At 39.4% G+C, this 19,479-nt stretch carries 18 protein-coding genes and 1 pseudogene; 8 read left to right on the forward strand and 11 right to left on the reverse strand.

Features of this window, described 5'->3' with window-relative positions; genetic code table 11:
- Positions 1-32: 32 nt before the first annotated feature.
- The 4 genes from ligA to adk all read left to right on the forward strand — a co-directional run bounded on the left by ligA (position 33) and on the right by adk (position 5,351).
- Complete coding sequence (ligA, locus tag ICJ55_RS10530) at positions 33-2,090, forward strand: NAD-dependent DNA ligase LigA (protein ID WP_188156760.1); 2,058 nt, start codon at positions 33-35, stop codon at positions 2,088-2,090.
- A 76-nt stretch (positions 2,091-2,166) separates the two neighbouring features.
- Positions 2,167-3,183 carry a UDP-glucose 4-epimerase GalE gene (gene galE, locus ICJ55_RS10535; RefSeq protein ID WP_188156761.1) on the forward strand — a complete coding sequence of 339 codons (1,017 nt, stop codon included), beginning with the start codon at positions 2,167-2,169 and terminating at the stop codon, positions 3,181-3,183.
- 121 nt (positions 3,184-3,304) lie between these two features.
- Positions 3,305-4,603, forward strand: a complete 1,299-nt coding sequence (locus ICJ55_RS10540) for an AmpG family muropeptide MFS transporter (protein ID WP_188156762.1) — start codon at positions 3,305-3,307, stop codon at positions 4,601-4,603.
- A 103-nt stretch (positions 4,604-4,706) separates the two neighbouring features.
- Positions 4,707-5,351 carry an adenylate kinase gene (gene adk, locus ICJ55_RS10545; RefSeq protein WP_188156763.1) on the forward strand — a complete coding sequence of 215 codons (645 nt, stop codon included), beginning with the start codon at positions 4,707-4,709 and terminating at the stop codon, positions 5,349-5,351.
- A gap of 146 nt (positions 5,352-5,497) precedes the next feature.
- On the opposite strand, the pseudogene ICJ55_RS10550 reads toward adk, so the two are convergent.
- The 3 genes and pseudogenes from ICJ55_RS10550 to ICJ55_RS10560 form a co-directional block, all read right to left on the reverse strand.
- Positions 5,498-6,403, reverse strand: a pseudogene (locus tag ICJ55_RS10550) (IS256 family transposase, variant Zn-binding type); the annotation flags it as partial.
- A gap of 161 nt (positions 6,404-6,564) precedes the next feature.
- The gene (locus ICJ55_RS10555) at positions 6,565-8,835 is read right to left on the reverse strand and encodes an NADP-dependent malic enzyme (protein ID WP_188156764.1); all 2,271 of its coding nucleotides are present in this window, start codon (positions 8,833-8,835) and stop codon (positions 6,565-6,567) included.
- A 122-nt stretch (positions 8,836-8,957) separates the two neighbouring features.
- Positions 8,958-9,794, reverse strand: coding sequence for a cell envelope integrity TolA family protein (locus ICJ55_RS10560; protein ID WP_188156765.1), 837 nt, complete (start codon positions 9,792-9,794; stop codon positions 8,958-8,960).
- Between the two features lie 185 nt (positions 9,795-9,979).
- Here ICJ55_RS10560 and ICJ55_RS10565 point away from each other — a divergent pair, with 185 nt between their 5' ends.
- On the forward strand, positions 9,980-10,195 hold the full coding sequence (locus ICJ55_RS10565; protein WP_025236545.1) for an HP1242/YdcH family protein: 216 nt from the start codon (positions 9,980-9,982) through the stop codon (positions 10,193-10,195).
- Between the two features lie 39 nt (positions 10,196-10,234).
- On the opposite strand, the gene uvrD is transcribed toward ICJ55_RS10565, so the two are convergent.
- From uvrD to argR, 3 genes are all read right to left on the reverse strand, one after another.
- Complete coding sequence (gene uvrD / locus ICJ55_RS10570) at positions 10,235-12,433, reverse strand: DNA helicase II (RefSeq protein WP_188156766.1); 2,199 nt, start codon at positions 12,431-12,433, stop codon at positions 10,235-10,237.
- A gap of 44 nt (positions 12,434-12,477) precedes the next feature.
- The gene (locus ICJ55_RS10575; RefSeq protein ID WP_188156767.1) at positions 12,478-13,374 is read right to left on the reverse strand and encodes a TIGR01777 family oxidoreductase; all 897 of its coding nucleotides are present in this window, start codon (positions 13,372-13,374) and stop codon (positions 12,478-12,480) included.
- A 72-nt stretch (positions 13,375-13,446) separates the two neighbouring features.
- A complete protein-coding gene (gene argR / locus ICJ55_RS10580; RefSeq protein WP_188157733.1) occupies positions 13,447-13,908 on the reverse strand; it encodes a transcriptional regulator ArgR in 462 nt (153 codons plus the stop codon).
- Between the two features lie 197 nt (positions 13,909-14,105).
- Between argR and mdh the strand changes: the two genes are divergently transcribed.
- Positions 14,106-15,068, forward strand: coding sequence for a malate dehydrogenase (gene mdh / locus ICJ55_RS10585; protein WP_188156768.1), 963 nt, complete (start codon positions 14,106-14,108; stop codon positions 15,066-15,068).
- 38 nt (positions 15,069-15,106) lie between these two features.
- Here the strand turns inward: mdh and ICJ55_RS10590 are convergent, their stop codons facing one another.
- The 3 genes from ICJ55_RS10590 to serB all read right to left on the reverse strand — a co-directional run bounded on the left by ICJ55_RS10590 (position 15,107) and on the right by serB (position 16,726).
- Positions 15,107-15,274, reverse strand: a complete 168-nt coding sequence (locus ICJ55_RS10590) for a DUF5363 domain-containing protein (protein WP_188156769.1) — start codon at positions 15,272-15,274, stop codon at positions 15,107-15,109.
- A gap of 79 nt (positions 15,275-15,353) precedes the next feature.
- A complete protein-coding gene (locus ICJ55_RS10595; protein ID WP_188156770.1) occupies positions 15,354-15,845 on the reverse strand; it encodes a YajQ family cyclic di-GMP-binding protein in 492 nt (163 codons plus the stop codon).
- Between the two features lie 17 nt (positions 15,846-15,862).
- Positions 15,863-16,726, reverse strand: a complete 864-nt coding sequence (serB, locus tag ICJ55_RS10600; protein WP_188156771.1) for a phosphoserine phosphatase SerB — start codon at positions 16,724-16,726, stop codon at positions 15,863-15,865.
- Between the two features lie 85 nt (positions 16,727-16,811).
- Between serB and ICJ55_RS10605 the strand changes: the two genes are divergently transcribed.
- A complete protein-coding gene (locus ICJ55_RS10605; RefSeq protein ID WP_188156772.1) occupies positions 16,812-17,471 on the forward strand; it encodes a YtjB family periplasmic protein in 660 nt (219 codons plus the stop codon).
- 105 nt (positions 17,472-17,576) lie between these two features.
- Positions 17,577-17,795 carry a translation initiation factor IF-1 gene (infA, locus tag ICJ55_RS10610; protein WP_025217878.1) on the forward strand — a complete coding sequence of 73 codons (219 nt, stop codon included), beginning with the start codon at positions 17,577-17,579 and terminating at the stop codon, positions 17,793-17,795.
- 65 nt (positions 17,796-17,860) lie between these two features.
- Here the strand turns inward: infA and ICJ55_RS10615 are convergent, their stop codons facing one another.
- Together ICJ55_RS10615 and ICJ55_RS10620 are read right to left on the reverse strand one after the other, a co-directional pair.
- Positions 17,861-19,054, reverse strand: coding sequence for a BaiN/RdsA family NAD(P)/FAD-dependent oxidoreductase (locus tag ICJ55_RS10615; protein WP_188156773.1), 1,194 nt, complete (start codon positions 19,052-19,054; stop codon positions 17,861-17,863).
- Complete coding sequence (locus tag ICJ55_RS10620) at positions 19,054-19,422, reverse strand: DsrE/DsrF/TusD sulfur relay family protein (protein ID WP_188156774.1); 369 nt, start codon at positions 19,420-19,422, stop codon at positions 19,054-19,056. The genes ICJ55_RS10615 and ICJ55_RS10620 overlap by 1 nt, the downstream gene beginning before the upstream one ends.
- Positions 19,423-19,479 lie beyond the last annotated feature (57 nt).

Consider the following 19,479-nt stretch of genomic DNA (forward strand, 5'->3'; position numbering starts at 1 on the left):
ACAAGCGGTCTTTTTTGTAGAGAATTTTACCAATGTCTTTATTTAGTCAAGGCTCTTTATTTGAAGAAAATGCCACATCTGCATTAGTTGAGCAAATCGAACAACTTCGCCAAACGTTACGTCAATACGAGTATGAATATCACGTTTTAGATAATCCTAGCGTACCGGATGCGGAATACGACCGCTTAATGAATGAGCTGAAAAATATTGAATGGCAGCACCCGGAACTGATTACTACTGATTCGCCAACGCAACGGGTAGGTGCAAAACCATTATCAGGTTTTGCTCAAGTTACACACGAAATTCCAATGCTTTCGTTAGATAACGCTTTTGGTGATGACGATCTAGACGGCTTTTTACGTCGAATGGAGAGCTATATTTCCGTTAATCCAAATGAGTTAGCATTTTGCTGCGAGCCAAAATTAGATGGTTTAGCGGTGAGTATTTTGTATGAAAATGGCTTGCTCACCCGTGCAGCTACCCGAGGCGATGGCACAACAGGCGAAGATATTACCGCCAATATCCGCACCATTCGTAATATTCCGTTAAAACTCAACACACTCAATCCGCCGGCTCGTTTAGAAATTCGTGGCGAAGTTTTTATGCCGCAGGCAGGCTTTAATGAGTTAAATGAAAAAGCCTTAGCCAAAGGCGAGAAAACCTTTGCCAACCCCCGTAATGCAGCGGCGGGGTCGTTACGCCAGTTAGATCCGAAAATTACCCGCCAACGTCCACTTGTGCTGAATGCTTACGGCATTGGCGTTTATGAAAGTGATGACGAATTGCCAAATACTCAGTTTGAACGTTTACAATGGCTGAAATCGCTTGGCATTCCTGTAAATAATGAAATCCGCTTAGCTCAAGGCAAAACAGAACTCTTGGCGTATTATGCCGAAATCCAAGCTAAACGCCCAACGCTAGGCTATGATATTGATGGCACGGTATTGAAAGTCAATGATGTCGCCTTACAAGAGCAACTTGGTTTTATCTCCCGTTCTCCTCGCTGGGCGATTGCTTACAAATTCCCTGCACAAGAAGAAATGACCATTTTGAAAGAAGTAGATTTCCAAGTAGGGAGAACAGGGGCAATCACGCCTGTAGCGAAATTAGAGCCTGTTTTTGTAGCGGGTGTAACGGTAAGTAATGCCACCTTACATAATGGCGATGAAATTGAGCGTTTAGGTATTGTGATTGGTGATACTGTGATTATTCGCCGAGCAGGTGATGTAATTCCACAAATTACAGGTGTAGTTGCTGAACGTCGTCCTGAAAATGCAAAAAAAATTGAATTTCCGACCGCTTGCCCTATCTGTAACTCTGCGGTTGTTCGGGTAGAAGGCGAGGCTGTCGCACGTTGTACGGGTGGCTTATTCTGTGGGGCTCAGCGTAAAGAGGCATTGAAACATTTTGTTTCTCGCAAAGCGATGGACATTGACGGCGTAGGCGAAAAACTGATTGAGCAATTAATGGCTCGTGAGTTAATTAAAACTCCAGCCGATCTATTCAAGCTCGATCATACAACCTTAATGCGATTAGAACGAATGGGCGAAAAATCCGCTCAAAATGCCCTAAATAGTATCGAAAAAGCGAAAAATACTACTCTTCCTCGCTTTTTATTCTCATTAGGTATTCGGGAAGTTGGCGAGGCAACCGCTCTCAACTTAGCAAATTACTTTGGCAGCCTAGAAGCAATCCGCCAAGCCAATTTTGAGCAACTCAAAGAGGTGCAAGATGTGGGCGAAGTGGTAGCAAACCGCATTGTGAGTTTCTGGCAAGAACCGCATAACGTTGCAGTGGTGGAAGATCTAATTGCTCAAGGCGTACATTGGGAAGATGTGGTGAAAACAGAAATTGCCGATAATCCGCTAAAAGATAAAAACGTCGTTTTAACCGGCACACTTACTCAGCTTACTCGTGATGAAGCCAAAGCTCTATTACAAAGTTTAGGTTGCAAAGTTTCGGGTTCTATTTCCGGCAAAACCGATTACCTCATCGCAGGCGAAAAAGCAGGATCAAAACTGGCTAAAGCCCAAGAGCTAGGTATTCAGATTTTAACCGAACAAGATTTTATTGACCTCACAACGCATTAATATTCGTAAAACAAGGAAAAAACGGGTAAAATACAAGTGGTTATTTTCTTCGTAAATTTTGCAAAAGGAACACAAAATGGCAATTTTAGTAACAGGCGGTGCAGGATATATTGGCTCGCATACCGTTGTTGAACTTTTAAACGAAAATAAAGAAATCGTTATTTTAGACAACCTTTCTAATTCCTCTGAAGTTTCACTTGAGCGAGTAAAACAGATCACGGGCAAAAGTGTAAAATTCTATCAAGGCGATATTTTAGACCGTGATATGTTACGCAAGATTTTTGCTGAAAATAAGATTGAATCGGTCATCCACTTTGCAGGTTTAAAAGCCGTTGGCGAAAGCGTAAGAGAGCCACTACATTACTATCAAAATAACGTAACCGGTTCGATTGTTTTGGTAGAAGAAATGCTAAAAGCAAACGTGAATACAATTGTATTTAGCTCGTCTGCAACCGTATATGGCGATCCACAAATTATTCCAATTGTGGAATCTTGCCCTGTAGGTGGCACAACTAACCCTTACGGCACATCAAAATATATGGTAGAACGCATTCTTGAAGATACTGTAAAAGCCTTCCCACAATTAAGTGCTGTGGTATTACGTTACTTTAACCCAGTAGGAGCTCACGAAAGTGGCTTAATTGGCGAAGATCCAAACGGCATTCCAAACAACTTAATGCCGTTTATCAGCCAAGTTGCAGTGGGTAAATTACCACAATTATCTGTTTTTGGTGGCGACTACTCTACCCACGATGGAACAGGCGTGCGTGATTATATTCACGTTGTGGATTTAGCTCTCGGACACCTAAAAGCGTTAGAAAAGCACCAAGACGATGCAGGCTTCCATATTTACAACTTAGGCACAGGAACAGGTTATTCCGTGTTAGATATGGTAAAAGCATTTGAAAATGCAAATGGTATTACCATTCCATATAAAATTACCGATCGTCGCCCTGGCGATATTGCCGTTTGCTACTCTGCTCCACAAAAAGCCCTCAAACAACTAGGCTGGAAAACCGAGCGAGGCTTAGAGCAAATGATGAAAGACACTTGGAATTGGCAAAAAAATAATCCAAATGGTTATAAAGGCTAAAGACATTAAGAGCTATCGAAAGATGGCTCTTTTTCTTTAAATTGCAAATAATTAGAGAAGCTATTCAAGCTATGGTATATTAACCTATATCATCTTTTCTTTTGCAAAATTAGGGAAAAATATGACCGCTTACATACCAGAAAATAATGCTTCGAAGCCTTCTATCTGGCAGCAGATTTTCACGAAAAATATGCTACTTTGTCTCTACACAGGTTTTTGTTCAGGCTTGCCGTTATTTGTGTTAATCCAATTAATGCCCGCTTGGCTTACCAGTGCCAATTTAGATATTAAAACCATCGCTGCTTTCACCCTTACTTCTCTTCCCTACACTTGGAAATTCCTTTGGGCTGCTTTGTTAGACCGTTATTTCCCACCATTTTTAGGCAGACGCAGAAGCTGGATTTTTATTTCACAAGTAGGGCTTTTAGTTATTTTAGCGAGCTTCGGTTTGTTTGACCCGGTGAAAGATATTTCGATTGTGGTAACGTTATCAATAATATTGGCATTCCTCTCCGCCACCCAAGATATTGTGATTGACGCCTACCGCCGAGAAATTTTATCGGATAACGAACTGGGGCTGGGTAATTCCATTCACGTTAATGCTTACCGTATTTCAGGCTTAATTCCAGGTGGTTTGTCGCTGTTTTTAGCAGATCACTATGCGTGGGATACGGTATTCCTTATCACCGCCGCTTTCCTTGTGCCGTGTTTGTTTATCACGCTGATTGCCAAAGAGCCAGACCATAAGCCAATCGATCGTTCTAAGCCGTTTTATATGGCGTTTGTTGATCCGTTCAAAGAGTTTTTCACTCGCAAAGGTGTTATTGGGGCTATAGGCTTAATTCTGTTTATCTTTCTCTATAAATTAGGCGATTCCCTCGCTACTACACTGCAAACTAAATTTATTTTAGATATGGGGTTTACCAAGTCGCATATTGCAGGCATTGTGAAGATGACTTCACTCTGGTGTAGCATAGGTGGGGGGATTATCGGCGGTATTGCGATGTTGAAATTGGGTGTGAACCGTGCCTTGTGGTTGTTTGGTTTAGTTCAACTAGTAACCATTTTAGGGTTTGCTTATCTTGCCAGCTTTGGGCATTTCCCTACCGAAAGCATCGGAGCTACAGAGCTTTGGAGATTGGGTTTAGTGATGGCGGGCGAATATCTAGGCGTAGGGCTAGGCACGGCGGCTTTTGTTGCTTTTATGGCTCGTGAAACCAATCCGGCTTACACTGCAATGCAACTGGCTATTTTTACCAGCCTTGCTGCTTTACCAAGTAAAATGTTAGGAGCATACACCGGGCATTTGGTGGAAATGATGGGTTACTACCAATTCTTCTGGCTCTGCTTCTTTATTGGTATTCCGGGAATGCTGATGCTATTTAAAGTTGCCCCTTGGAGAGAGCAAAATTCAGCTTAGTACAAGCGGTTAAATTTACAAAAAAATTTGCAATTTTAGGCAGTAATCGGTAAGGTTATTGCCTAAGTTATTTATTCGTTTTTTTAGTTATTGAGGTTTACAAATGAAAGTTATTTTATTAGGTGCTCCAGGTGCAGGCAAAGGCACTCAAGCTCAGTTTATTATGAACAAATTCGGTATTCCGCAAATTTCAACGGGTGATATGTTCCGTGCGGCTATCAAAGAAGGTACTGAGCTTGGCAAACAAGCAAAAGCGTTAATGGACGAAGGTAAATTAGTGCCCGATGAATTAACGGTAGCCTTAGTGAAAGATCGTATTGCTCAGCCAGACTGTGCGAAAGGCTTCTTATTAGACGGCTTTCCTCGCACTATTCCACAAGCTGATGCGTTAAAAGAATCAGGCGTGAAAATTGATTTAGTGCTTGAATTTGACGTAGCTGATGAAGTGATTGTTGAGCGTATGAGCGGTCGCCGTGTTCATCAACCATCGGGCAGAACTTATCACGTTGTTTATAACCCACCAAAAGTGGAAGGCAAAGATGATGTAACGGGTGAAGATTTAATTATTCGTCCGGACGATAAACCTGAAACGGTATTAGATCGTTTAGCGATTTATCACAAACAGACTAAACCACTTATTGCCTACTATACGGCTGAAGCAGAAGCAGGCAACACTCGCTATGAGCGTTTAGACGGTACAAAACCTGTTGAAGAAGTGAGTGCTGAATTAGAAAAAATCTTACTTTAATTTAATATAAAAAATCTGCACTTTATCACTAAGGTGCAGATTTTTTTAAGCTATCAATGATGGCATAGTAGACAAAAGTGTGGGATTTTTTGCATTTTCTATGCCAAGTAGACAAAAGTGTTGGTTTTGATTATTTTTATTTATCATTACCAACTCTTTTTATTTAAAAAATCCTTTATAAACATAACCTTATGTTTTTTTGTTAATCCATTATGATTACTTAATTTCTGTTTAAGTTCCTTAAATAGACTTTCTATTCTATTGGTTGTCTTGTCTATATTGAGATGTGGATGTTTCTCAAACGAAAATAAATAATCTTGATAGCGTTTCAAGCTCGCATAAGCTCCCCTTACTTCTCTATGTTTATAAGGATAATAACCTTTTTCATTCGGATATTCTGATCGTTCATTTAAAAAATCCTGATGTTTTAAATACCATAAGTGTAATGTTTTATAAAATGTATTTTTCGTGCTTTTAGTTAGCGTTTTTACGATTATTTTTAATTCTTTTCCTGCAACCGATTTATGTTTTATTCTGAGCTTTCTCATCACAATCGCAATCATATGAAATTGACACATTTGAGTTGGTGTATCAAAAAGATCTTTTAACAGTCCGCGTCGACCATCACAAGTAACCGATTGAATTATATAGCTTTTCTCTCGTAGTCGATTTAAAGCAGTTTTGTAGTAAATATCTTTCTCGGTTTTAACGGTGTAATGTGCAATGACTTTTTTAATATGACTATCCATCAAAACTAAAATACCAAAATCACGATGAAAGAATGTCGTATCCATCACACTATTTAATTTTTTATTTTGGGGAAGGTTTAATTTATTTTTAGGGGATTTTTCAATATATCTTTGAATTGTTCTGACTGAACAATGATATTTATCGGCAAGTTGTTTGTAGGTTTGTTTTCCTGATGTGTAATCAATCCAAATGGATATTGGATCTAATTTTTTATTAAAGCTGAAAGTTTTATTACAAGAAGTGCATTTGTAACGTTGAGTGTTATTTTTCTTACCATGTTTATGTATAGTCGATTTTTGGCAGAAAGGACAATTTTTTGTTCATAATTCAAAAAAGTGGGTTAAAGCCTTGTACTATAAGGTTTTAACCCACTTTTTACCAACACTTTTGTCTACTATGCCTCAATGATAAGCGGTCGAATTTTTGCATTTTTTTGCAGATTTTCGACCGCTTGTTATTTTTATTAGGCTTGCGTTTGGGCTTTCACCGCTGCAAACGCCACCATATTAATAATACGGCGAACAGATGCTACAGGCGTTAAAATATGTGCCGATTTCTTCACACCCATTAGGATTGGACCGACTGTAATCGCCGTTGTGGTTGCACGCAGTAGGTTATAGCTAATGCGGGCAGATTCCACATTTGGCATCACCAATAAGTTTGCAGAACCTTTTAATGTGGTCTCCGGCATATGAGCTAAACGTAACTCTTCATTAAGAGCTAAGTCGCCGTGCATTTCACCATCAATATTGAGGCTAGGGTCACGCTCTTGCACAATACGTAATGTTTCACGCATTTTCGGTGCTCCAAGATAGTTATTTGAGCCAAAGTTTGAATGTGAAAGCAGTGCAACCGCCGGCTCAATACCGAAATGTTTGATCTCCTCTGCTGCCATTAGCGTGATTTCTGCTAACTCTTCAGCCGTTGGATCGGCATTAACATAAGTATCGGTTAAGAACACATTTCCTGTTGGCAGCACAAGGCTGTTTAATGCAGCTGGTACTTTTACCCCTTCTTTCGTACCGATAATATCTTTAATTGCTTCTAAATGGCGGCTGTATGAGCCAAACAATCCACACACTAAACCGTCTGCATAGCCCATTTCAACAAGCAGTGACGCAATTACGGTGGTATTTGAGGTGGTTACTCGTTTTGCGATCGCTTCCGTAATACCACGACGGTTCATTAGAGCATAGTAACGTTTCCAAAGCTGCTCGTGGCGGTCATCTTGTTCATTATTTACGATTTCAAAATCCCTGCCTGCTACAATCTGTAAGCCTAATTTTTTGATTTTAGCTTCAATAATCGCAGGACGACCGATTAAAATCGGATATGCCAATCCCATTGAAACAATCTCTTGAGTGGCGTGCAGCACTTTAGTTTCTTCACCTTCAGCAAGTACAATGCGTTTTTTATCAGCTTTTGCTTGGCTGAAAATTGGCTTCATAAATAAACTCGTTTTGTAAACAAACTGTGTGAGTTTTTCAATATAGCCTTCCCAATCTGTAATTGGGCGAGTTGCAACACCGGAATCCATTGCTGCTTTTGCAACAGCAGGGGCGATACGCACAATTAAGCGAGGGTCGAATGGTCGAGGAATAATATAATCCGCTCCGAATGTTGCACCTTCGCCACCATAAGCTGACGTAACCACTTCATTTTGTTCTGCTAGAGCGAGATCTGCAATGGCATATACTGCTGCCATTTTCATTTCTTCATTAATGGTAGTTGCCCCAACATCTAACGCTCCACGGAAAATGAATGGGAAGCAAAGCACATTATTTACCTGGTTTGGATAATCTGAACGACCTGTACAGATAATCGCATCAGGACGAGCAGCTTTTGCTTCAGGTGGAGTAATTTCAGGGTTCGGGTTAGCAAGAGCAAGAATAATTGGGTGAGCAGCCATCGAGCGAACCATATCTTGCGTTAATGCACCTGCCGCTGAGCAACCCAAGAAAATATCCGCATTTGGCATAGCATCACCTAACGTACGCCAGCCATTATCAACAATTGCATAGGCTTTTTTGGTGTCGTCCATACGATCATCACGGTTTTGATAAATCACACCTTTAGAATCACATACCACAATATTTTCACGTTTCATACCGAGTGAAACAAGCAAATTTAAACACGCAATTGAAGCAGCACCCGCACCCGAAGCCACTAAACGAACTTCTTCAATTTTTTTATCCACAATTCGCAATGCGTTAATAACTGCTGCGGCACTGATAATTGCCGTACCGTGTTGATCGTCGTGGAAAACAGGAATGTTCATTCGCTCACGCAGTTTTTGCTCAATGTAGAAGCATTCCGGTGCTTTAATATCTTCAAGGTTTACTCCACCGAAAGTCGGTTCTAATGAGGCGATAATATCCACCAGTTTTTCCGGATCGGTTTCATTGATTTCAATATCAAATACATCAATACCAGCGAACTTTTTAAACAATACGCCTTTACCTTCCATCACAGGCTTACCAGCCAATGCACCGATGTTACCTAAACCCAGTACCGCTGTACCGTTTGAAATTACTGCAACTAAGTTGCCTTTTGCTGTATAACGATAAGCTGCTGATGGGTCTTTTTCAATTTCCAAACAAGGCTCTGCTACACCCGGCGAGTAAGCAAGAGCTAAGTCTCTCTGAGTAGCAAGAGATTTGGTTGGGGTAACTTCAATTTTTCCCGGTTTTGGAAACTCGTGGAAATCCAGTGCTGCTTGACGTAAATCGCTCATAGTTTAATCCTTAATTTGGTAGGTAAAATTAATTATATTTCAACAACTTAATATTCTTTTCCAAAGGTAGAATTTAGAAAAGGCAATTTGCAAAAAATGATATAAATTCGACCGCTTGTTTATTAAACATAATGCTTATGTAACATTAAGAAATCATCGTAAATCGGTAAGATCAACACTTCAGGGTTTTCAATTTTAAACACTCTTGGTTTTTCTTCCGCTTTATTTTCAGAGTTATCCTCCTGTTTTTTATTGGCGGTATCTTGTTCTTGCTTATCTTGTGAGGGTGCTAATTCTACTTGAACATTCGGTTTAGCTTCATTAGTATCTAGCTGTTTTTTAGCCAATTCTTCCGCTTTATTTTCTGTTTGCGGCACCTCAACTTTCGTTTCTTGGGTATTAACTTGTTCAGTTTTTTGCTCAGTTGCCACTTGCTCTACAGACTGTTCCGTACTCTTTTCTTCTGCTTTTGGTTTATATGACGGATCTAATAATTGGTGGCTGATATCCATTTGGGGATCAAGCCAGATCGCAGCAATAGCATCACTAAATTCTTTATTAAAAACTTCAGATACCACACGATCATTTAAAATAAAGTAACCTCTATCTTCTAACGCGATATAGTGCAAAGTATCTTCCGGTTTAATATCAGGGAATGTTTTTCTCAAATGAGTAATAACTTCATCAACCTCTTGCTCAGGCAACTGAATGCCTAAATTATTCCACGTCCTTGCTAAAGAAACCGCAAAATCACGCCCTTCCCACGGCTTTTTATATTGCAACGTGAGCATTAATGGACGTGTACCTTCATCATAGCGACCCGTTTCGGTAAAAAGTGTGATGTGATAAATATTGAACGGTCCCCAAGTATAATTGACATCGTTAATTTTTTTCCAAGTTGCATTTGCTGTGCCTAAAAATAGAGAGAACAGTGTAAAAAAGACCGCTTTATAACGCATTATTTGGTATCCTAAAGATAAAAATTATGATGGCTATTATAGCCTTAAATAGGATTATCACACATACTAATTTTCGATATAAATTTTGTGATCCAGTTCAAAAAATCAGAAAGATTTATACGTGAAATGACGAAAAAATGCTAGTATTTTGCTATAAATATGACAAACAACAATAGGAGTTAAATATGTTTCCAGAATTTCGTGATTTAATTACAGAATTAAAACAAAGCGATGCACATTTTTCTCGCTTGTTTGATAAACACAATGAGTTGGATCAGCGTATTAAAAATATGGAAGCCAATATTGAGATTGCCACCCACGAAGAAGTCGAGACGCTTAAAAAAGAAAAATTACATTTAAAAGATCAGCTTTACGCTATCCTTAAACAAAAATCTGCTTAATACTTAAAGAAAAAGTCCAGAATTTCTGGACTTTTTTCGTTATAGCTTTTCTAAATTTGCCATTTTTGCAATCAGCCATTTTATCCCATTACCGACGAAAGCTACTTGTAAACGGGTTGCTTCGCCTGAACCTTCCACATTGATAATAGTGCCTTGCCCAAATTTAGTATGATTGACTTTTTGTCCCATTTTCCAGCTATCATCATTTAAGATAGAAGCGGTTGTTTTTACTGGATTTTTTGCAAATGCAGAAGATTGATTAAAACTCGCCGCACGGTTGATTGAACCTCTTAAACGCACCTCACGAATATGTTCTTCCGGTAACTCGGCAATAAAGCGAGAAGGAATGTGGCGTTCTTCCTTGCCATATAAACGGCGTGATTCTGCATAACTAATGGTGAGTTTTTTCTTTGCTCGAGTAATACCTACATAAGCTAAACGGCGTTCCTCTTGTAATCTACCTTCATCAAAACTCATTCCGCTTGGGAAAATCCCTTCTTCCACGCCTACCATAAACACTCGAGGGAACTCTAAGCCTTTGGCAGAGTGAAGTGTCATCAGCTCTACATAATCTTCGTGTTGTGAGGCTTGGGCTTCACCAGCTTCGAGTGAAGCGTGAGTTAAAAAGGCGGTTAAATCCGTTAAATCTTCTGCTTCGTCAGGTTTTACAAATTGTTTGGTAGCAGTAACTAACTCTTCCAAGTTTTCAATCCGCACTTCGCCTTTCTCACCTTTTTCTTGCTTGTACATTTCATACAAGCCCGATTTTTTAATTACATAATCGGTTTGTTCGGCTAAAGACATCTGCTCAGTTTCCTGATCTAAGGCATTAATCAACTCAACAAAACGGAGCAATGAAGAGGCAGCTCTACCCGAAAGTTGTTCTTCCTGTACCGCCACTTGAATGGCTTGCCATAAGGTAATTTGGCGGTTTCGAGTAATTTGGCGAAGCGTATCTAAGGTTCTATCACCAATACCTCTGGTTGGAGTATTAATGACACGCTCAAATGCAGCATCGTCCTGACGGTTGGCAATCAAACGCAGATACGCCAACGCGTCTTTGATCTCTTGGCGTTCAAAGAATCGCATTCCGCCGTAAATTCGGTACGGAATATTGGCTTGAATTAAGGCTTCCTCAATCACACGGGACTGGCTGTTGCTACGGTAAAGCACCGCACATTCGGCAAGATCGCCCTCGTCCTCTTTCCATTGTTTGATTTGCGAGGCGACAAAGCGGGCTTCGTCCAACTCATTGAAGGCACAGTAAATATCTACGGGTTCGCCATCACCACTATCTGTCCATAAATTTTTGCCCAAGCGGTTATCATTATTGGCAATTAATTCGTTAGCACAACTTAAAATATTACCTGTAGAGCGGTAATTTTGTTCCAAACGAATGGTTTGAGCGTTGTCGTAATCATTGAGGAAACGTTGGATATTTTCCACCTGCGCCCCACGCCAACCGTAAATAGATTGGTCATCATCGCCCACGATCATCACTTTACCGACATTTCCTGCCAATAAACGAATGAGATCGTACTGAATATTGTTGGTGTCTTGGAACTCATCAATCAAAATCTGCTGAAAACGTTGCTGGTAACGCTGTAAAATAGCAGGTTTATGCTTAAATAATTCATAGGCACGAATAAGTAGCTCGGCAAAATCCAAAAGACCTGCTCGGTCGCAAGCATCTTGGTAAATTTGGTAGATCTCGACTAACTTTTTCTCATTCGGATCGTTATGATGCTCAATATCTTTCGCACGATTGCCTTTATCTTTTTGAGCATTGATATACCACGCAACGTGTTTAGGCGGAAAATGTTTTTCATCAATATTATGCAGTTTGAGCAGGCGTTTAAGTAAGCGTTGCTGATCTTCGGTGTCCATAATTTGGAAATCTTGTGGCAAGTTGGCATCCAAATAATGAGAACGTAAAAGGCGATTGGCAATACTATGGAAAGTACCTACCCACATACCAAACAGGCGATTATCACCTGATTGAGAAAGGGTATGCTCTATGCGGTGTCGCATTTCTGCGGCGGCTTTATTGGTAAAAGTTACGGCGAGAATGTTTGATTCCGGCACATTTTCCACGCCAATTAACCACGCAATGCGGTGAGTTAAAACCCTTGTTTTGCCCGACCCTGCCCCAGCAAGAACCAAGTAATTGCCGATTGGTGCAGCAACAACCTCTCGCTGCTTGTCATTTAAACCGTCTAATAATAATGAAAAACCCATAATCACCTTTTAATCTGTGCTTTTATACAGCATTATAGCCTAAATTATGGGGTTAGGAAAATGTTCTCCGTTAAAATGGGATCTTGGAATTCAAAACCGGCTGCGAGGAGTTTTTCAGGAATGAGTTGCTGGTTATCTAATACTAAACAAGCTCGTTCACCTAAGCCTAATTTCAATGCAAATTCAGGTACACTAAAGAAAGCGGGGCGATTAACAGCATTGGCTAGAATACGATTAAATTCCTCATTTCTGACAGGATTTGGAGCAACAAAATTGTAAGCTCCTGAACAATTTGCATTTTTTAGTAAAAAAATAACCGCTTGTATGTGATCTTGGCGGCTAATCCACGCCCAATCTTGTTTGCCTGAACCAAGTTTTCCGCCTAATCCGCATCTATAAATCGGTAAAATTTTCTTTAATGCTCCACCTTCAGGCGAAAATACCGTCCCAGTACGAATTAAACAAACTCTGGTTTTATCGCTTTCGGCTTCGAGAGCTGCCCTCTCCCATTGTTGGCAAAGGTAGTTAGTGAAACAATCTTGATAACAAGCGGTCGATTCGGTATAAAAACTTGCAGATTTCGGTAAGTCCCCATAAATACCGATTGCCGAGCCAGAGAGAAAAGTATGCGGAGGATTGGCACTTGCATTAATTAATTCGCTGAGCTTATTTGTAACTTTAACTCGACTTTCAATGAGCTTACGCTTTTGTTCTTCCGTCCAACGTTTGTCAAAAATAGGTTCACCTGCAAGGTTAATAACCGCATCAAATCCATTTAAATCAGAAAATTCATCAAGTGAATAGCAATATGTGATCTGCTTATCATCACTTTTCTTTCCTTTATCTCTTACTAAAAGTGTAAAGTGATGATTTTCAGGTTTTAACTTTTTAATTAATTCAGTACCAATAAAGCCCGTACCACCCGTAATAAGAATGTTCATAGGTTATCTCCTTATAAAGAAACGGCAAAGTTGCCACGTTACTGCTTAATTAATTATTTACAATCTAGCTACTTACAATGATGTTTCAAATAGATCCGTGATATTTTTAATTAAATCTTCCACTAAAACCTGACGAACAGGGGTAATAAAAATGGTGTCATCACCCGCAATTGTACCTAAAATGCCTTCTGCTTTACCCATTGAATCCAGTAAGCGAGCAATCAGTTGTGCTGCTCCCGGACTGGTTTTGACGACAATTAATGCTTCATTGTAGTCAATATCAACCACTAAATTTTTGAGTGGGCTTGATGTTGTTGGCACACTTAATTCTACAGGGAGTTGATAAACCATTTCCATTTTGGTGTTACGCGTTCTGACCGCCCCAAATTTAGATAACATTCGAGAGACTTTTGATTGGTTAATGTTCTCAAACCCCATTTCTTGTAATGCGACTACAATTTCACTTTGCGAGCTGAATTTTTCCTCTCGTAGTAGTGATTTAAACGCTTCCGATAAACTATCTACCTTATCCACATTCATTCTCTTATTCATAAAAAAGCTAAAATTATTCATCATTTTTGCTTATCTATGCAAATAAATCAATAAACCAAGAGAAAATCCAATAAAAAATTTGCTCTATGTCTCAAAAATGAGATTTGCTGTTTGAATCATAAAAAAATTTGCCTTACACTAAATTAATCTAAACTTCCATAACTTATTAGGAGAAATTTATGTGTAAAAAAGTCGCTCTTTTAGGTGCTGCAGGTGGCATTGGTCAATCTCTCGCATTATTATTAAAACTCAATTTACCTGCTAAATCTGAATTATCTCTTTATGATATTTCCCCTGTTACACCAGGTATTGCGGTTGATTTAAGCCATATTCCAACAGATGTTAAAGTAACAGGTTTTGCAGGCGAAGATCCGACCGATGCACTTAAAGATGCTGATGTGGTTGTCATTTCTGCAGGTGTTGCTCGTAAGCCGGGTATGACACGTGCGGATTTATTCAATACCAACGCAACCATCGTACATAACTTAGTAGAAAAAGCAGCAAAAGTTTGCCCGAAAGCGTGTATTGCGATTATTACCAACCCGGTTAATACCATTATTCCAATTGCAGCAGAAGTACTGAAAAAAGCGGGTGTTTATGATAAAAACAAACTCTTTGGTGTAACTACATTAGATGTAATTCGTGCCCACACTTTTGTGGCTGAAGCTAAAAATGTGAATGTGAAATATGTAAAAGTGCCTGTTATTGGTGGACATTCCGGCACAACTATTCTTCCATTACTTTCACAAGCAACCGTAAATGGCTTAAAACTTGAATTCACTCAAGAGCAAATCGAACAATTAACGCACCGCATTCAAAATGCCGGTACTGAAGTTGTTGAAGCGAAAGCAGGCGGCGGATCGGCAACACTTTCAATGGCACAAGCAGGTGCGGAATTTGCACTTGGCTTAGTAAGAGGATTAGTTGGCGAAGATGTTATTCGCTACGCTTATGTTGATAATACCAATGGCGAAACCCCAACGGCATTCTTTGCCTACCCTATTCGTTTAGGCACAGATGGCGTGAAAGAAGTACTACCAATTGGTAAATTAAGCGATTTCGAGAAAAAACAAGTAGAAGATTTAATTCCAATTTTAAATGAAGAAATTGAATTAGGTCAAAAATTCAATAAAGATGCTTAATTAAAAGTATAAGGGCTGATTATTCAGCCCTTAATTTTTTACTCTTTATCTTTGATTTTCTGTTCTTTTTCCGGCTCAGGGTCAAATTTCACTACCGGCACACAGCCTCGACACGCTCCTTGGTTTACGCCTAATTCATCGCAGAATTGATCGTATTTTTCAAGGGCTTTTTTGAACCAGCTTTTTTGTTCGGTTTGTTCGCTCATCGTCTTTCTCCACTAGAAGAAATTACAAGCGGTTGTTTTTGGTAAAAAATTTGCAAAAAATAACCGCTTGCCCTCTTAATTAATCACGGAAGTTATTGAATTGGAAAGGCTGCCCTAAATCCGCCCCTTTCACTAATTGAATAGCTGCCTGTAAATCATCACGTGATTTACCGGTCACACGCACTTGCTCACCTTGAATTTGGGCTTGAACTTTGATTTTGGAATCTTTAATCAGCTTAGTAATTTTTTTCGCCATATCCGATTCAATCCCTTGTTTGAGCTTAATCTCTTTGGAATAAAGTTTACCGTGATGCTCACTTTCAGTTGGAATATCAAGTGAGTTATGCTCAATGCCACGTTTTACGCAAGAGCCGATTAAAATTTCCAATAACTGCTCTAATTGGAAATCAGACTCGGTTGTGAGCTTGATGGTTTCATTTTTTTCGTTTAATTCGATAACCGCTTCAACTCCACGGAAATCGTAACGCGTGCTTAATACACGGTTAGCATTTTCCACCGCATTACGCACTTCGTGTAAAGTGATTTCAGATACAATATCAAATGATGGCATTTTTTGTTCCTCTAAAATTAGCTTTTAAATAAATTATTCGCATTTAGCAACAAGCATAATGCAGTTAAGTCGCCAAAGTTTACCACAAAATTTGCTTGTTCTTGTACTTTTGGTTTAGCGTGGAGTGCCACACCTAAACTTGCAGTTTTCAGCATTGGCAAATCATTCGCTCCATCGCCTACCGCTACCCATTGATTTTGTGGAATATCAAACTGTTGGGCTAAATTCTGCAAAGTTTCTGCTTTAAATTGAGCATCGACCACTTTGCCTAACACTTTGCCGGTCAGCTTTTGTTCTACGATTTCCAGTTGGTTCGATACCGCAAAATCCAACCCGTAGGTCTCTTTTAAATAATCGGCAAAATAATCAAAACCACCTGAGGCAATCGCCAATTTCCAACCATTGGCTTTTAGTGTTGAAACCATTAACTCAAAGCCGTCCATAAGCGGTAGATTTTCTCGCACTTTTTGCAAAATGGCTTCAGGGGCATTTTCAAGTGTAGCGACACGTTTGCGTAAACTTTGCTCGAAATCCAGCTCACCACGCATTGCACTGGCAGTAATCGCAGATACCACCTCACCTGTGCCGGCAAGTTTGGCAATTTCATCAATACATTCAATCTTGATGGCGGTAGAATCCATATCCATCAACAGCAATCCTGCTTGATTGAGATTTGGAATAATATTGAGATCGCTAATATCTGCACTGACTTGTTGAGCCGTTTCACGCAATTCGCAAGCGGTCAAATTTGTCGAAAAAAATGCAATTTTATAGTCTAAATAGACCGCTTGTTTCAGTAAATTTGCCCCTGTTTGCTTTGAAAACTGCTCAATTTCACGCTCATTTAACGTTTTTGAATAGATAAAAATTGTATTTGCCATAGTCTTATTTTAGGTTGTTTAAATTTACTGCATTAATCTAACAGAAAACCGTGCTACAATCACGCATCATTTTAAGAGGAATGCTATGTATATTACTCGCGAAAAAATAGCTAAAACGCTTTTACTGGCTGGGATTACTGCTCTCTGCATCGCGGTTGTGGCGGTTATTTTAACGGGCGTAAATCAGTTTAAATTAGGCTCTCAATTAGCAAGTATTAACCAAGTGTCAAATCTGTCGCATTTATTGGTTCGCCAACAAGCGAATATTTTCTCGTTTTTATTAGTAAAAAATGCAAAAACAGATGAATTGGTTGATGCATTGGATAGTTTTGCAAAAGAAGATTTTATTATTGATGCAAATATTTATTCGCCCAAAGGTGTGCTGCTCGCACAAAGTCAAAATGCGAAAGAGTTAAAAACTCTATTAACCTCTGAACAAGTAGAAAAAACACAGCAAATTGTTGAGCCTATTTTTGCCCAGCAAGCATTGGTTGGTTTTTTACGCGTTACGTTTGATGCCGAGTACGGGCAAACTACAAAAGCCCGAGTAGAGCAACAATTCCATCAACTTTATGGCGAGATGATTATTTTGCTTTTAACAGGTGTATTGCTGGCAAGCAGCGTACATTATTACTTCCGTCGTAAAATTCATCATCTGCAAATCGCTCCAAAACCAATGATGAGTGAAGTAAAAACACAAACCCAGCGTTTTCATTCACGTCGTCGATGGATTAAGCGGAAATAGCGTGTTATCAAAGAAACGATTGTAATTTGAACGAATAAGCGTATAATATCCGCCGTTTTTCGCCAAATGGCATAGCAAAGAAAATTAAAATTTAAAGAGGAATAAATGGCTAAAGAAGATAGCATTGAGATGCAAGGTACAATTTTAGAAACCTTACCAAATACAATGTTCCGTGTGGAATTAGAAAACGGGCACGTGGTAACTGCTCACATTTCAGGCAAAATGCGTAAAAACTATATCCGTATTTTAACCGGCGACAAAGTTACCGTTGAAATGACACCATACGATTTAAGCAAAGCACGCATTATTTTCCGTGCAAGATAATTTGTATAATCAAAAAATAAAGGCGAACATTTAACAGGTTCGCCTTTATTTTTGGTAATAAATTTTTAGCCTTTTTCCACAATCCCTTCTGCACAAGCGAAAGCCGATGACCACGCCCATTGGAAGTTATAACCGCCAAGCCAGCCTGTTACATCAAGCACTTCGCCGATAAAATAAAGTCCTTCCACATTTTTAGCTTCCATTGTTTTGGAAGAAATGTAATCGGTATCTACCCCACCTTTTGTTACTTCAGCGGTACGGTAGCCTTCTGTGCCGTTTGGTAAGAACTGCCAGTGGTGAATAAATTGCTCTAAAAAAGTCAGATCTTTTTTACTCAAGTCTGCAATGATTTTATCTGTCAGTAATTTCTGCCCTAACCAAATCTCAACTAATTTTTTCGGGAAATAGCGAGACAATACGGTTTTTAACTGCAATTTTGGTGAAGATTGGCGAAGTTCGTTAAATACATCAACAATCATTTCATTCGGCAACAGATCAATTTCTACTGTTTCGCCCAATTCCCAGTAATTGGAAATCTGTAAAATCGCAGGACCGGATAAGCCTCTGTGAGTGAACAACATTTGATTACTAAAACTTTTTCCATTTTGGCTAGAAACTGTAACAGGTACGGCAATGCCGGAAAGTTCGGTAAAGTATTTATCACTCTCTTTCCAAGTAAAAGGCACAAGACTGGCACGAGGAGCGATAACAGGAATACCAAACTGCTCGGCAATTTGATAGCCAAAGGGGCTTGCACCTAATGCCGGCATTGATAATCCACCTGTGGCAATCACTAAATGTTCAGTTTGGAACTGCTCACTAGCGGTCGAAATTTGGAAACAATTTGCAAATTTTTCGACGGAAATGACCGCTTGTCGTAAAAAGATCTCGACTTTACCTTTCTCACATTCGGCTTGTAATAAATCGACAATCTGTTGCGAGCTTTCATCACAGAAAAGTTGTCCAAGCTCTTTTTCGTGATATCTTATGCCGTAACTCGCCACAAGGGAAATAAAATCCCATTGAGTGTAACGAGAGAGAGCCGATTTTACAAAATGACGGTTTTGGCTAAGGTAATTCCCGGCTCCAATCTCTAAATTGGTAAAATTACAAAAACCACCACCCGACATTAAAATCTTACGTCCGATTTTCTTGCCACTATCTAGCACCGCAACTTTTTTGCCGCCTTGCCCTAGTTGGGCGGCACAAAATAACCCTGCCGCTCCTGCACCAATAATGATGACATCAAATTTTTGCATTAGAAATTGAGTACCTTATCTGCTTCTATTGTCCAATCTGCAAGCTCAATAAGTGTGCCTATTTCTACACCATCTACCAACGTTAAATGAGTAATACCACGTGCGTTTGTGCAAGTTTTACAGAGTTTCACTATTGCCCCCTGTGCAGTTAAAATTTCCAGCATCTGCTGAACGTGATACCCCTCTACAGGATTTTGTTTGGCAAGCCCAGCAGTAACCGCATCAGACATTAAAAAAATCCGGATTTCGGCTTTTTCTTTGTGTTGCTCTTGAATTTGTAATGCCAAACGCAAACCACTAAAGAAGGTTTCATTACCGTAAGGTGCTGAATTGATGATGAAAAGCAGTTTTTGAACTTGATTAGACATAGTTTTACCTCGGAATACACGAAACACATAGATAATTTAAAAATTCCCTCTCACAGG

The organism is Mannheimia bovis, assembly GCF_014541205.1.
GTDB lineage: Bacteria > Pseudomonadota > Gammaproteobacteria > Enterobacterales > Pasteurellaceae > Mannheimia > Mannheimia bovis.